The sequence below is a fragment of the Mycobacterium sp. NGS57 genome, from assembly GCF_059812405.1.
Genome location: NZ_JCALCP010000002.1, coordinates 238239 through 253534 on the forward strand (window position 1 = coordinate 238239; position 15296 = coordinate 253534).

Annotated in this window: 13 protein-coding genes; all 13 read left to right on the forward strand. The window is 68.8% G+C overall.

All coding sequences use genetic code 11. The features are described 5' to 3' along the window. The first annotated feature begins 25 nt into the window (after positions 1-25). The 13 genes from AC5Y43_RS04525 (at position 26) to secA (ending at position 15250) form a co-directional block, all read left to right on the forward strand. Complete coding sequence (locus AC5Y43_RS04525) at positions 26-1525, forward strand: amino acid permease (protein ID WP_499969804.1); 1500 nt, start codon at positions 26-28, stop codon at positions 1523-1525. 412 nt (positions 1526-1937) lie between these two features. Continuing rightward, positions 1938-3173: an alkane 1-monooxygenase gene (locus AC5Y43_RS04530; RefSeq protein ID WP_499969806.1), complete on the forward strand. Its 1236-nt coding sequence runs from the start codon at positions 1938-1940 to the stop codon at positions 3171-3173. Next, a complete protein-coding gene (locus AC5Y43_RS04535; RefSeq protein WP_499969807.1) occupies positions 3170-3361 on the forward strand; it encodes a rubredoxin in 192 nt (63 codons plus the stop codon). The genes AC5Y43_RS04530 and AC5Y43_RS04535 overlap by 4 nt, the downstream gene beginning before the upstream one ends. Continuing rightward, entirely contained in the window at positions 3358-3540 is a 183-nt protein-coding gene (locus AC5Y43_RS04540) for a rubredoxin (protein ID WP_499969808.1), read from the forward strand. The genes AC5Y43_RS04535 and AC5Y43_RS04540 overlap by 4 nt, the downstream gene beginning before the upstream one ends. Positions 3541-3575: 35 nt before the next feature. Next, positions 3576-4172 (forward strand): TetR family transcriptional regulator AlkX, encoded by a 597-nt coding sequence (alkX, locus tag AC5Y43_RS04545; protein WP_499970423.1) that lies wholly within the window; start codon positions 3576-3578, stop codon positions 4170-4172. Between the two features lie 88 nt (positions 4173-4260). Beyond that, entirely contained in the window at positions 4261-5733 is a 1473-nt protein-coding gene (ahcY, locus tag AC5Y43_RS04550) for an adenosylhomocysteinase (protein WP_499969810.1), read from the forward strand. Positions 5734-5771: 38 nt separating this feature from the next. Beyond that, the gene (locus AC5Y43_RS04555) at positions 5772-6404 is read left to right on the forward strand and encodes a dTMP kinase (protein ID WP_499969811.1); all 633 of its coding nucleotides are present in this window, start codon (positions 5772-5774) and stop codon (positions 6402-6404) included. Positions 6405-6484: 80 nt separating this feature from the next. After that, positions 6485-7171 (forward strand): two-component system response regulator MtrA, encoded by a 687-nt coding sequence (gene mtrA / locus AC5Y43_RS04560; protein ID WP_055576516.1) that lies wholly within the window; start codon positions 6485-6487, stop codon positions 7169-7171. Between the two features lie 31 nt (positions 7172-7202). Beyond that, positions 7203-8885: an MtrAB system histidine kinase MtrB gene (gene mtrB / locus AC5Y43_RS04565; protein WP_499969812.1), complete on the forward strand. Its 1683-nt coding sequence runs from the start codon at positions 7203-7205 to the stop codon at positions 8883-8885. After that, positions 8886-10643, forward strand: coding sequence for an MtrAB system accessory lipoprotein LpqB (lpqB, locus tag AC5Y43_RS04570; protein ID WP_499969813.1), 1758 nt, complete (start codon positions 8886-8888; stop codon positions 10641-10643). It abuts the gene before it with no gap. 40 nt (positions 10644-10683) lie between these two features. Then, a complete protein-coding gene (locus tag AC5Y43_RS04575) occupies positions 10684-11316 on the forward strand; it encodes a ComF family protein (RefSeq protein ID WP_499970425.1) in 633 nt (210 codons plus the stop codon). A 298-nt stretch (positions 11317-11614) separates the two neighbouring features. Further along, positions 11615-12307 (forward strand): ribosome hibernation-promoting factor, HPF/YfiA family, encoded by a 693-nt coding sequence (hpf, locus tag AC5Y43_RS04580; RefSeq protein ID WP_499969815.1) that lies wholly within the window; start codon positions 11615-11617, stop codon positions 12305-12307. Positions 12308-12406: 99 nt separating this feature from the next. Further along, complete coding sequence (gene secA, locus AC5Y43_RS04585) at positions 12407-15250, forward strand: preprotein translocase subunit SecA (RefSeq protein ID WP_499969817.1); 2844 nt, start codon at positions 12407-12409, stop codon at positions 15248-15250. Positions 15251-15296 lie beyond the last annotated feature (46 nt).

Consider the following 15296-nt stretch of genomic DNA (forward strand, 5'->3'; position numbering starts at 1 on the left):
CCCAACAGGCAAGGAAGGCGGGCGAGTGGCAAGTCGATGGCGCACGAAATCGGTCGAACAATCGATCGCCGACACCGACGAGCCGGACACCCGGCTGCGCAAGGAGCTGACCTGGCGGGACCTGGTCGTCTTCGGCGTCGCGGTGGTGATCGGCGCCGGCATCTTCACCGTCACCGCGTCGACCGCCGGCGACATCACCGGACCGGCCATCTGGATCTCGTTCGTCATCGCGGCGGTCACCTGCGCGCTGGCCGCACTGTGCTACGCCGAATTCGCCTCGACGCTGCCGGTGGCGGGCAGCGCGTACACGTTCTCCTATGCCACTTTTGGGGAGTTTCTGGCCTGGATCATCGGCTGGAACCTGCTGCTGGAGCTGGCGATCGGCGCCGCGGTGGTGTCCAAGGGCTGGTCGAGTTATCTGGGCTCGGTGTTCGGATTCGCCGGTGGCACAGCCCAATTGGGGTCGGTACGGCTCGACTGGGGAGCGCTGGTGATCGTCTCGGTGGTGGCGACGCTGATCGCGCTGGGAACGAAGCTGTCGTCGCGGTTCTCCGCGGTGATCACCGCCATCAAGGTGTCGGTCGTGGTGCTGGTCGTGGTCGTCGGCGCTTTTTACATCAAGCGTTCCAACTACACGCCGTTCATCCCGAAGCCGGAGGTCGGGCACGACGCCACGGGCATCAACCAGTCGGTGCTGTCGCTGCTGACCGGGGCGCACAGCAGCCACTACGGTTTTTACGGCCTGCTGGCGGGGGCGTCGATCGTGTTCTTCGCGTTCATCGGGTTCGACATCGTGGCCACCATGGCCGAAGAGACCAAGAAGCCCCAGCGCGACGTCCCGCGCGGGATCCTGGTGTCGCTGGCGGTCGTGACCCTGCTCTACGTCGCGGTCGCGGTCGTGCTGTCCGGCATGGTGTCCTACACCCAGCTGCGGACGTCGCCCGGCGGCAAGCCGGCGAACCTGGCGACGGCGTTCACGGCCAACGGGATTCACTGGGCCAGCAAGATCATCGCCATCGGGGCGCTGGCCGGGTTGACCACCGTGGTGATGGTGCTGATGCTCGGGCAGTGCCGGGTGTTGTTCGCGATGGCGCGTGACGGGCTGTTGCCCCGCCCGCTGGCCAAGACCGGGCCGCGCGGCACCCCGGTGCGGATCACGGTGCTCGTCGCACTGGTCGTCGCCGTGACGGCCGCGCTGTTTCCGATCGCCAAGCTCGAGGAGATGGTCAACGTCGGGACGCTGTTCGCGTTCGTCCTCGTGTCGGCCGGCGTGATCGTCCTGCGCCGCACGCGCCCGGACCTGGAGCGGGGATTCCGCGCCCCGTGGGTGCCGGCGTTGCCCATCGCGTCGATCTGCGCCTGCGTGTGGCTGATGGTGAACCTCACCGCGCTGACCTGGGTCCGGTTCGGCGTGTGGCTGGTGGTGGGGACCGCGATCTACGCCGGCTACGGGTACCGGAACTCCGTGCAGGGAAAACGGCAGGCCGAAGAGTCCGACCCCGACGCGGCCGCCGCGGCCGCATAACGCGCCGGCCGCCGCGGCCCTAGCGCGCCGGCCGCCGCGCCGTCATCGAGTGTGAAGCTAGGGCTTTGGCAGTGAATCCCGGGCGGGAAAACGGCCCGGTACGCCGCCCTGAGCGCACACCCAAAGCCATAGGTTCACAGTCGATAAGTCCTGGCCGGGCGGCGGCTCAGCCCTGCAATCGAGTGTGAAGCTAGGGCTTTGGCAGTGAATCCTGGGCGGGAAAACGGCCCGGCGCGCCGCCCTGAGCGCACACCCAAAGCCCTGCTTTCACACTCAACGCCCTCGTTTTCACTCTCAAGCCGCCGTGCACGGGAACTGGTTTACAAAACTGCATCTAATGTCTAGACAGGAGACGCAATACGTCGTATTGTCAAACCAACACCGTGGCATGACTCACAAGGAGGTTTGGCATATGACCACATTCAGCCCCCCGGCCCAAGCGGCCGAAGCGCCCGTCTGGCGGGACAAGAAGCGCCACCTGTGGCTGATGGGACTGATCGCCCCGACGGCGCTGTTCGTGATGCTGCCGGTCGTGTGGGCGCTCAACGGGCTCGGCTGGCACGCCGCCGCGCAGGTCCCGCTGTGGATCGGGCCGATCCTGGTCTACGTCCTGTTGCCGCTGTTGGACCTGGGTTTCGGGCCGGACGGGCAAAACCCGCCCGACGAGGTGATGGAGCGGCTGGAGAACGACAAGTACTACCGCTACTGCACCTACGTCTACATCCCGTTCCAGTACGCCAGCGTGGTCCTGGGCGCCTACCTGTTCACCGCGTCGAACCTGAGCTGGCTCGGCTTCGACGGGGCGCTGGGTTGGGCGGGCAAACTCGGCGTCGCGCTGTCGGTCGGTGTCCTCGGCGGGGTGGGCATCAACACGGCGCACGAGATGGGGCACAAGAAGGAGTCGCTGGAGCGGTGGCTGTCCAAGATCACGCTGGCGCAGTCCTGCTACGGCCACTTCTACATCGAGCACAACCGCGGCCACCACGTGCGGGTCTCCACCCCGGAAGACCCGGCGTCGGCGCGTTTCGGCGAAACGTTCTGGGAGTTCTTGCCGCGCAGCGTATTCGGCAGCCTGCGCTCGGCGTTGCGGCTGGAGGCCCAGCGAATCCGCCGGCTGGGCAAGAGCCCCTGGAACCCCAGGACCTACCCGTCCAACGACGTGCTCAATGCCTGGCTGATCTCGGTGGTGTTGTGGGGCGCGCTGATCGCGGTGTTCGGCCCGGCGCTGATCCCGTTCGTGATCATCCAGGCCGTCTTCGGGTTCAGCCTGCTGGAATCGGTCAACTACCTCGAGCACTACGGGCTGCTGCGGCAGCGCAAGGACAACGGTCGCTACGAGCGCTGCGCGCCGGTGCACAGCTGGAACTCCGACCACGTGGTCACCAACCTGTTCCTCTACCACCTGCAGCGGCACAGCGATCACCACGCCAACCCGACGCGTCGCTACCAGACGCTGCGCAGCATGGCAGGCTCGCCCAACCTGCCCAGCGGGTACGCGTCGATGATCTCGCTCACCTACTTCCCGCCGCTGTGGCGCAAGGTGATGGACCATCGGGTGCTGGCCCACTACGACGGCGACATCACGCGGGTCAACCTGCAGCCGCGCAAGCGCGACCGGCTGCTGGCCCGGCACGGGGTGACAAAATGAGCGCCTACCGGTGCCCGGTCTGCGACTATGTCTACGACGAGGCCAAAGGCGATGCCCGGGAAGGCTTTCCACCCGGCACGCGGTGGGCGGACGTCCCCGACGACTGGTGCTGCCCGGACTGCTCGGTGCGCGAGAAGCCCGATTTCAGTGAGATTTCAGCCGGATTTCGAGAAGGAGCGAACCAGTGACCGACTACAAGCTGTTCCGTTGCATCCAGTGCGGCTTCGAGTACGACGAGGCCCTGGGCTGGCCGGAGGACGGCCTGGCGCCCGGCACCCGCTGGGACGACATCCCCGAGGACTGGAGCTGCCCGGACTGCGGCGCCGCGAAATCCGACTTCGAGATGGTTGAGGTGGCACGACCGTGAGTGCCCCGGCGACTATTCTCGCGCCTGTGAAGCGGATGCCCTACGCCGAGGCGTCGCGCGCCCTGCTACGTGACTCGGTGTTGGACGCGATGCGCGACCTGCTGCTTGACCGGGACTGGTCGGCCATCACGCTGTCGGACGTGGCCCGCGCCGCGGGCATCAGTCGGCAGACCATCTACAACGAGTTCGGCTCGCGCCAGGGCCTGGCGCAGGGGTACGCCTTGCGCCTGGCCGACCGCCTCGTGGACGCCGTCGGCGCCGCGCTCGGCGCCAACGTCGGCAACGTCTTTGAGGCGTTCCTGCAGGGTTTCCGGGCCTTCTTCGCGGAGTCCGCGGCCGACCCGTTGGTGATCTCACTGCTGAGCGGGGTCGCCAAGCCCGACCTGCTACAGATCATCACCACCGACAGCGCGCCCATCATCACCCGGGCCTCGTCGCGGCTGACCTCGGCGGTTACCCAGAGCTGGATCGCCACCACCGACGAGGACGCCGGCGTGCTGGCCCGCGCCATCGTGCGGTTGGCGCTGAGCTACGTGTCGATGCCGCCGGAGGCTGATCACGACGTCGCGGCCGACCTGGCCCGGCTGATGACGCCGTTCGCCGAGCGGCACGGGGTCGTCGACATTCCCTGAGGTCCCGGGGGCTACAGTGGCGGCGGTACATACCTAAGCTATGTACCCGCCCCGGATCCGTTACAGCCCTTGAAGGATGAATCACGCTATGACGACGACCGAAAACGCGTTGACCGCCGACGTTCGCAACGGCATCGATTTCAAGGTCGCCGACCTGTCGCTGGCGGATTACGGTCGCCGGGACATCGAGCTCTCCGAGCAGGAGATGCCGGGCCTGATGTCGTTGCGCCGGGAGTACGCCGAGGTGCAGCCGCTCAAGGGGGCGCGGGTGTCGGGCTCGCTGCACATGACGGTGCAGACCGCGGTGCTCATCGAGACCCTCGTCGAGCTGGGCGCCGAGGTCCGGTGGGCGTCGTGCAACATCTTCTCCACCCAGGACCACGCCGCGGCCGCGGTGGTGGTCGGCAAGCACGGCACCCCCGAGGAGCCCAAGGGCGTCCCGGTGTTCGCCTGGAAGGGCGAGACGCTCGAGGAGTACTGGTGGGCCGCCGAGCAGATGCTGACCTGGCCCGACGAGCCGGCCAACATGATTCTCGACGACGGCGGCGACGCCACCATGCTGGTGCTGCGCGGCGCGCAGTACGAGAAGGCCGGCGTGGTGCCGCCCGCCGAGGAGGACGACTCCACCGAGTGGAAGGTCTTCCTGGAGCTGCTGCGCAAGCGCTTCGAGACCGACAAGGACAAGTGGACCAAGATCTCCGAGTCGGTCAAGGGCGTCACCGAGGAGACCACCACCGGCGTGCTGCGCCTGTACCAGTTCGCCGCGGCCGGCGACCTGGCGTTCCCGGCGATCAACGTCAACGACTCGGTGACCAAGTCCAAGTTCGACAACAAGTACGGCTGCCGGCACTCGCTGATCGACGGCATCAACCGCGGCACCGACGTGCTGATCGGCGGCAAGAAGGTGCTGGTCTGCGGCTACGGCGACGTGGGCAAGGGCTGCGCCGACTCGGTCAAGGGCCAGGGCGCGCGCGTCGTCGTCACCGAGATCGACCCCATCAACGCGCTGCAGGCGCTGATGGAGGGCTACGACGTCGAGACCGTCGAGGACGCGATCGGCAGCGCGGACATCGTCATCACCGCGACCGGCAACAAGGACATCATCACCCTCGAGCACATGAGGGCGATGAAAGACCATGCGGTGCTGGGCAACATCGGCCACTTCGACAACGAGATCCAGGTCTCGGCGCTGGAGCGCTCCGGTGCCACCAAGGTGAACATCAGGCCGCAGGTCGACGTGTGGACGTTCCCCGAAAGCGGCAAGTCGATCATCCTGTTGTCCGAGGGCCGGCTGCTGAACCTGGGCAACGCCACCGGCCACCCGTCGTTCGTGATGAGCAACAGCTTCTCCAACCAGGTGATCGCGCAGATCGAGCTGTGGACCAAGAACGACGAGTACGACAACGAGGTGTACCGGCTGCCCAAGCACCTCGACGAGAAGGTGGCCCGCATCCACGTCGAGGCGCTGGGCGGGAACCTGACCAAGCTGACCAAGGAGCAGGCCGAGTACATCGGCGTGGACGTCGACGGCCCCTACAAGGCCGACCACTACCGCTACTGAGCCGCCCGCACGCGCCGCGCGCTCGATAGGCTCGCGCCGTGCTGATCGCGATCGAGGGCGTCGACGGCTCGGGCAAGCGGACGCTGACCGACGGGCTGAGCAAAGCGTTCCGCGAGGCCGGAAAGTCGGTGGCCACGCTGGCCTTCCCGCGCTACGGGCGCTCGGTGACCGCCGACGTCGTGGCCGAGGCGCTGCACGGTGAGCACGGCGACCTGGCGTCGTCGGCGTACGCGATGGCGATGCTCTTCGCGCTCGACCGCGCCGGGGCGGTCGACGAGATCGCGGGCCTGGGCCGCGACCACGACGTCGTCATCCTGGATCGCTACGTCGCCTCCAACGCGGCCTACACCGCCGCGCGGCTGCGCCAGGACGCGGCGGGGGAGGCGGCGGCCTGGGTGCGCCGCCTGGAATACGAGCGGCTGCGGCTGCCCCCGCCCGACTGCCAGGTTCTGCTTGCCGTCCCCGTCGAGCTCGCCGCGCAGCGGGCCCGCCACCGCGCCGAGCGCGAGCCCGACCGGGCGCGCGACAGCTACGAGCGCGACGACGAACTGCAGCGGCGCACCGGCGCGGTCTACGCCCAGCTGGCCGCCGCGAACTGGGGCGGGCGCTGGCTCGTCGTCGACGCCGACGTCGATCCGGGCACGCTGGCGGCCAGTTTGACCGCCGGATAGCACAAATTTGTCACGATTTGCCCCTTTCGCCCGAGAAACGCCCGTGTGGTGCGCCGAATTTGTCCCGATCTGGTGACACCATGGACTCCATGAGGCAAAGGATTTTGGTCGTCGACGACGACGCTTCGCTGGCCGAGATGCTCACCATCGTGCTGCGCGGGGAGGGCTTCGACACCGCGGTCATCGGCGACGGCACCCAGGCCCTGACCGCGGTGCGCGAGTTGCGCCCCGACCTGGTGCTGCTGGATTTGATGCTGCCCGGCATGAACGGCATCGACGTGTGCCGGGTGCTGCGCGCCGACTCCGGCGTCCCGATCGTGATGCTGACCGCCAAGACCGACACCGTGGACGTGGTGCTCGGCCTGGAGTCGGGCGCCGACGACTACATCATGAAGCCGTTCAAGCCCAAGGAGCTGGTCGCCCGGGTGCGCGCGCGGCTGCGGCGCAACGACGACGAGCCCGCCGAGATGCTGTCCATCGCCGACGTCGACATCGACGTGCCCGCGCACAAGGTCACCCGCAACGGCGAGCAGATCTCCCTCACCCCGCTGGAGTTCGACCTGTTGGTCGCGCTGGCACGCAAACCGCGCCAGGTGTTTACTCGTGATGTGCTGCTCGAACAGGTGTGGGGATACCGGCACCCGGCGGACACCCGCCTGGTGAACGTGCACGTCCAGCGCCTGCGGGCCAAGGTCGAAAAAGACCCTGAGAACCCGACCGTGGTGTTGACCGTTCGAGGAGTGGGATACAAGGCCGGACCTCCGTGATCCGCCCCGGCGACGATGCGGGGCGTCGCGAGTGATTCGTGCCTCGCGGCGACGCACGCGAAGTCGTTGGGGGCGCTCCGGCCCCATGAGCCGCGGCGTGGGTGCGTTGAGTCGAGCCGTGGGCGTTGCCTGGCGCCGATCGCTACAGCTGCGAGTCGTGGCGCTGACGCTGGGACTGTCGCTGGCGGTGATCCTCGCGCTCGGCTTCGTGCTGACCAGCCAGGTCACCAACCGGGTGCTCGACGTGAAGGTCAAGGCCGCCATCGAGCAGATCGAGCGGGCGCGCACCACCGTCAGCGGGATCGTCAACGGCGAGGAGACGCGCTCGCTGGACAGCAGCCTGCAGCTGGCGCGTAACACGCTGACGTCGAAGACCGACCCGGCCTCGGGCGCCGGGCTGGCCGGCGCGTTCGACGCGGTGCTGATGGTGCCCGGCGACGGGCCGCGCGCCGCGACGACGGCCGGCCCCGTCGACCAGGTGCCCAATTCGCTGCGGGGCTTCGTCAAGGCGGGGCAGGCGGCCTATCAGTACGCCACGGTGCACACCGACGGCTTCTCGGGGCCGGCGCTGGTCATCGGCACACCCGCGTCGGCGCAGGTGGCCAACCTGGAGCTGTATCTGATCTTCCCGCTCAAAAGTGAGCAGGCCACCATCCAGCTGGTGCGCGGCACGATGATCACCGGCGGCGCGCTGCTGCTGGTGTTGCTCGCCGGGATCGCGCTGCTGGTTTCCCGGCAGGTGGTGGTGCCGGTGCGCTCGGCGTCGCGCATCGCCGAGCGGTTCGCCGAGGGGCACCTGTCCGAACGGATGCCGGTGCGCGGCGAGGACGACATGGCGCGGCTGGCGGTGTCGTTCAACGACATGGCCGAGAGCCTGTCGCGGCAGATCACCCAGCTCGAGGAGTTCGGCAACCTGCAGCGCCGCTTCACCTCCGACGTCAGCCACGAGCTGCGCACCCCGCTGACCACCGTGCGCATGGCCGCGGACCTGATCTACGACCACAGCGCCGACCTCGATCCCACGCTGGCCCGCTCCACCGAGCTGATGGTCAGCGAGCTGGACCGCTTCGAGACGCTGCTCAACGACCTGCTGGAGATCTCGCGGCACGACGCCGGCGTGGCCGAGCTGTCCGTCGAGGCGGTCGACCTGCGCTCTACCGTGCAAAGCGCGCTGGGCAACGTGGGCCACCTGGCCGAGGAGGCCGGCATCGAGCTGCTCGTCGACCTGCCCGCCGAAGAGGTGATCGCCGAGGTCGACGCGCGCCGGGTGGAACGGATCCTGCGCAACCTGATCGCCAACGCCATCGACCACGCCGAGCACAAACCGGTGCGCATCCGGATGGGCGTCGACGAGGACACCGTCGCGGTCACCGTCCGCGACCACGGGGTGGGGCTGCGACCCGGCGAGGAGAAGCTGGTGTTCAGCCGGTTCTGGCGCTCGGACCCCTCCCGGGTGCGCCGCTCCGGCGGCACCGGACTGGGCCTGGCGATCAGCATCGAGGACGCCCGCCTGCACCAGGGCCGGCTGGAGGCCTGGGGCGAACCCGGCCAGGGTGCCTGCTTCCGGCTGACCCTGCCGCTGGTGCGCGGGCACAAGGTCACCACCAGCCCGCTGCCGCTGAAACCCATTCCGCCGCAGCCCGATCCGCCGGGCGCGCCCGCGCCACCGCCGGACAAGGCGCGCCAGCGCGAACCCGCCGAAAGGGGCGTCTAGGTGCGGCGGCTTATCGGCCTGCTGTGTGCCGCGGTGCTGCTGGGCGGGTGCGCCGGGGTGCCCAGCTCGTCGGCCCCGCAGGCCATCGGCACCGTCGAGCGGCCGGCGCCGTCGAACCTGCCCAAGCCCACCCCGGGCATGGACCCCGACGTGTTGCTGCGCGAATTCCTCAAGGCCACAGCGGATCCGGCGAACCGGCACCTGGCGGCGCGGCAGTTTCTCACCCAGTCGGCGTCCAACGCGTGGGACGACGCCGGCAGCGCGCTGCTGATCGACCACGTGGTTTTCGTGGAAACCCGTGCCGCCGAACGGGTTTCGGCGACCATGCGGGCCGACATGCTGGGCTCGCTGTCCGACGTGGGCGTCTTCGAGACCGCCGAGGGCGTGCTGCCGGACCCGGGCCCGATCGAGTTGGTCAAGACGCGGGACGGCTGGCGCATCGACCGCCTGCCCAACGGGGTCTTCCTGGACTGGCAGCAATTCCAGGCCACCTACAAACGCAACACCCTGTACTTCGCCGACCCGACCGGCAAGACGGTGGTGCCCGATCCCCGCTACGTCGCGGTGTCCGATCACGACCAGCTGCCCACCGAGCTCATCTCCAAAATGCTGGCCGGGCCGCGCCCCGAGATGGCCCACACCGTGCGCAACCTGCTCGCACCGCCGCTGCGGTTGCGCGGGCCGGTGACGCGGGCCGACGGCGGCAAGAACGGGATCGGGCGCGGTTACGGCGGTGCGCGCATCGACCTGGAGAAGCTGTCCACCACCGATCCGCACAGTCGGCAATTGCTTGCCGCGCAGATCATTTGGACGCTGGCCCGCGCCGACATCCGCGGCCCGTACGTGATCAACGCCGACGGCGCGCCGCTGGACGACAGGTTCGCCGAGGGCTGGACCACCTCGGACGTCGCGGCCACCGATCCCGGCGTCGCCGACGGCGCGGGCGCCGGTCTGCACGCCCTGGTCAACGGGTCGCTCGTCGGGCTGGACGGCCAGCACGCCACCACCGTGCCGGGGGCCTTCGGGCGGATGGGCGACCAGACCGGGGCCGCGCTGTCGCGCAACGGGCGCGAGGTGGCGTCGGTGGTGACGCTGCGCCGCGGCGCCCCGGATCAGGCGGCGTCGCTGTGGATCGGCGACCTCGGCGGCGAGGCGGTGCAGTCCGCCGACGGGCACAGCCTGACCCGGCCCAGCTGGGCGCTGGACGACGCCGTGTGGGTGGTGGTCGACAACAACAACGTGCTGCGCGCGATTCAGGAGCCGGCGTCGGGGCAGCCCGCGCGCATCCCGGTGGACTCCGCGCTGGTGTCCGCCAGCTTCCCCGGTCCGATCACCGACCTGCAGCTCTCGCGCGACGGGACGCGCGCCGCGATGGCGATCAACGGCCAGGTGATCCTCGCCGGGGTGGAGCAGACGCAGGCCGGCCAGTACGCCCTGACCTACCCGCGCCGGCTGGGCTTCGGTTTGGGCAATTCGGTGATCACGCTGTCGTGGCGCACCGGCGACGACATCGTGGTGACCCGCACCGACGCCGGCCATCCGGTGTCCTACGTCAACCTCGACGGGGTGAACTCCGACGCGCCGGCCCGCGGCATGCAGACCCCGGTGTCGGTCGTCGCGGCCAACCCGTCGACGGTGTACGTCGCCGGCCCGTCGGGGGTGCTGCAGTATTCGGCGTCGGCCCCGGAAAGCCAGCAGAGCTGGTCGGAGGTGTCCGGGTTGTCGACGCCCGGGGCGGCGCCCGTGCTGCCGGGCTAGCGCCGGCGGAGTGTCACTCCCCACCGTCACACTGGCGGGCGTGCTCGACCTGATCCTGCCGCTGGAATGCGGCGGCTGCGGGACGCCGTCGACCCGCTGGTGTGACGCCTGCGCCAGGGAGCTCGCGGTCCGGCCCGACGAGCCGCACGTGATCAACCCGCGCGTCGACCCCCAGGTGCCGGTGTTCGCGCTGGGTCGCTACGCCGGCGCGCGCCGCCGGGCGATTCTGGCGATGAAGGAGCGCGGCCGCGGCGACCTCGTCGCGACGCTGGCCCCGGCGCTGGCGCTCGGGCTCCACCGGCTGCTGACGTGGGGGATGGTCGAGACCCCGCTGACGCTCGTGCCCGCGCCGACGCGGCGCTCGGCGGCGCGCCGCCGCGGCGGTGACCCGGTGGCCCGCCTGGCGCGGGCCGCGGTGGCCGGGCACCCGGACGTCACAGTTGCCGCGGCCCTGCGGATGAGGGGGCTCGCCCGCGACTCGGTGGGGCTCGGCACGTCGGCGCGCGAGCGCAACCTCGCCGGACGCGTGGTGCTGCGGGGCCGAACGCCGGAGGCAGAAGTGGTGGTCGTCGACGACATCGTCACCACCGGCGCGACGGCGCGCGAGTCGGTGCGGACCCTGCGCTCCGCCGGTGTCCGGGTGGCCGCGGTGCTGGCGATCGCGGCGGCGTGAAAGCCTCTGAATCCCCGATGAGCCGGCCAAGAGGTTGTGAAGAACACGCAACAGCTGTGCGAAATTGGTGGCGCCCCAAGGCGAACTAGAGCTAACGTCGAAATCAACGTTCAGGGACATCCTGTCGCGATTCCCCGGGCTGAGACGCCACTGCGAAGGGGGTGAGTATTCGACACCTTGCACCGGCGGGCAGCCTGCGGCGGCGATCCCTTCGAGAGCCGTTCCCACCCCGTCGTTGCGTCATCTGAAAGCTGGCACGCAGCGCGTGCGACGTGGAAAAGGAAACGAGTTGACACGTATGTCAAGGCTTACCGTCGATCCCGGTCAGATTCTGGACCAACCCCCGGCAGACAGCGCCGGGCCGGCCGAACTGGCCAGTACCGAAGTCGTGTTCAAGGGCCGCAACGTCGAAATCCCCGATCACTACCGCGTCTACGTCTCACAAAAACTCGCCCGCCTCGAACGATTCGACCGCTCCATTTATCTTTTCGATGTCGAGCTCAAACACGCGCCCAACCGGCGCCAGCGCAAGTCCTGCCAACGCGTGGAGATCACCGCCCGCGGCCGCGGCCCGGTGAGCCGGGCGGAGGCCTGCGCCGACAGCTTCTACGCCGCGTTCGAGTCGGCGGTCGACAAGCTGGAGAGCCGGCTGCGCCGCGTCAAGGACCGCCGCAAGGTCCACTACGGCGATAAGACCCCGGTTTCGCTGGCCGCGGCCACCGCGGTGACCCCACTGCCGCAAGGCGCCTTCAACTCCGGGCCGGTCGAACCCCACGAACACGACGGCATGGAACCTCACGACGACCACGAGCCCGGGCGCGTGGTGCGCACCAAGGAGCACGAGGCCACCCCGATGTCGGTCGACGAGGCGCTCTACGAGATGGAGCTCGTCGGGCACAACTTCTTCCTTTTCTACGACAGGGAGACCGAACGGCCCTCCGTCGTCTACCGCCGGCACGCCTACGACTACGGGCTTATTCGACTGGCCTGATCCGATCGGGCTTGATCGGCGGGTGCGGCTGGCTCGTCGCCTACGATGGGGGTCGCTCGCTAAACAACGAGGACTCCTACCAACAGGGGAAACATAGCTGTGCTGTCGAAGTTGCTGCGCCTTGGTGAAGGTCGCATGGTCAAGCGCCTCAAGCGGGTGGCCGACTATGTCAACACGTTGTCCGACGACATCGAGAAGCTCACCGACGCGGAGCTGAGGGCCAAGACCGACGAGTTCAAACGGCGGCTTGCCGACGAGGGGGAGACCCTCGATGACCTGCTGCCCGAGGCGTTCGCCGTCGCCCGCGAGGCCGCGTGGCGGGTGCTGGACCAGCGCCCGTTCGACGTGCAGGTGATGGGCGCGTGCGCGCTGCACCTGGGCAACGTCGCCGAGATGAAGACCGGTGAGGGCAAGACCCTGACCTGCGTGCTGCCCGCCTATCTCAACGCACTGGCCGGCAAGGGCGTGCACATCGTCACCGTCAACGACTACCTGGCCAAACGCGACAGCGAGTGGATGGGCCGGGTGCACCGCTTCCTGGGCCTGCAGGTCGGCGTCATCCTCGCGCAGATGACGCCCGACGAGCGGCGCGTCGCCTACAACGCCGACATCACCTACGGCACCAACAACGAGTTCGGCTTCGACTACCTGCGCGACAACATGGCGCACTCGCTCGACGACCTGGTGCAGCGCGGGCACAACTACGCCATCGTCGACGAGGTCGACTCGATCCTGATCGACGAGGCCCGCACGCCGCTGATCATCTCCGGCCCCGCCGACGGCGCCTCCAACTGGTACACCGAGTTCGCCCGGCTGGCGCCGCTGATGGAAAAGGACACCCACTACGAGGTCGACCTGCGCAAGCGCACCGTCGGCGTGCACGAGAAGGGCGTGGAATTCGTCGAGGACCAGCTCGGCATCGACAACCTCTACGAGGCCGCCAACTCGCCGCTGGTCAGCTACCTCAACAACGCGCTGAAGGCCAAGGAGCTGTTCAACCGGGACAAGGACTACATCGTCCGCGACGGCGAGGTGCTCATCGTCGACGAGTTCACCGGCCGTGTGCTGATCGGGCGCCGCTACAACGAGGGCATGCACCAGGCCATCGAGGCCAAGGAGCACGTCGAGATCAAGGCCGAGAACCAGACGCTGGCCACCATCACCCTGCAGAACTACTTCCGGCTCTACGACAAGCTGGCCGGCATGACCGGCACCGCCCAGACCGAGGCGGCCGAGCTGCACGAGATCTACAAGCTGGGCGTGGTGCCGATCCCGACCAACAAGCCGATGATCCGCACCGACTGCTCCGACCTCATCTACAAGACCGAGGAAGCCAAGTACATCGCGGTGGTCGACGACGTCGCCGAGCGCTACGAGAAGGGCCAGCCCGTCCTGATCGGCACCACCAGCGTGGAGCGCTCGGAGTACCTGTCGCGGCAGTTCCAGAAGCGCCGAGTCCCGCACAACGTGCTCAACGCGAAGTTCCACGAGCAGGAGGCGACCATCATCGCGGTGGCCGGGCGGCGCGGCGGCGTCACGGTGGCCACCAACATGGCCGGCCGCGGCACCGACATCGTCCTGGGCGGCAACGTCGACTTCCTCACCGACCAGCGGTTGCGCGAACGCGGCCTGGACCCGGTGGAGACGCCCGACGAGTACGAGGAGGCCTGGCACGCCGAGCTGCCCGTCGTCAAGGAGGAGGCCTCCAAGGAGGCCACCGAGGTGATCGAGGCCGGCGGCCTGTACGTGCTGGGCACCGAACGTCACGAGTCGCGGCGCATCGACAACCAGCTGCGCGGCCGCTCCGGCCGGCAGGGCGACCCGGGCGAGTCACGCTTTTATCTGTCGCTCTCCGACGAGCTGATGCGCCGCTTCAACGGCGCCGCGCTGGAGGCGATGCTCAACCGGCTGAACCTGCCGGACGACGTGCCGATCGAGAACAAGATGGTCACCCGCGCCATCAAGAGCGCCCAGACTCAGGTCGAGCAGCAGAACTTCGAGGTCAGAAAGAACGTCCTCAAGTACGACGAGGTGATGAACCAGCAGCGCAAGGTGATCTATGCCGAGCGCCGCCGAATCCTCGAGGGCGAGAACCTCAAGGACCAGGCGCTCGACATGGTCCGCGACGTGATCACCGCCTACGTCAACGGCGCGACCGTCGAGGGCTACGCCGAGGACTGGGACCTCGACGCGCTGTGGACGGCGCTGAAGACGCTCTACCCGGTCGGGATCACCCACGAGAGCCTGACACATCCCGACGCGGACTCCGACAGCGACGACCTGACCCGCGAGGAACTGCTCGACGCGTTGCTCAAGGACGCCGAACGTGCTTACGGCGCAAGGGAAGCCGAGCTCGAGGAAATCGCCGGTGAGGGCGCGATGCGCCAGCTGGAACGCAACGTGCTGCTCAACGTCATCGACCGCAAGTGGCGCGAGCACCTCTACGAAATGGACTACCTCAAGGAGGGCATCGGGCTGCGTGCGATGGCGCAGCGCGATCCGCTGGTGGAATACCAGCGCGAGGGCTACGACATGTTCATGGCCATGCTCGACGGCATGAAGGAGGAGTCGGTCGGGTTCCTGTTCAACGTCACCGTGGAGGCGGTGCCCGCCCCGCAGGTCGCCCCGCAGCCGACGCCGGAGGGGCTGGCGGAGTTGGACGCGACCGCGGCCGCTCCGCAGGACGGCGCCCCCGAGCCACCCGCCCCGGCGCGCGAAGAGCCCCCAAGCATGTTGCGCGCCAAGGGAATCGATAACGAAGCACCCGCGATGACGTATTCCGGTCCGTCCGAGGACGGTTCGGCACAGGTGCAGCGCAACGGCGGCGGCCAGCAGAAGACCCCGGCCGGCGTCCCCGGTGGGGCGAGCCGGCGCGAGCGACGCGAGGCCGCGCGGCGGCAGGGCCGCGGCACCAAGCCGCCGAAATCGGTCAAGAAGCGCTGACGCACTGACGCCGAGGCCAGCGACCGGTCGAGAAAGGGGCGAGTTC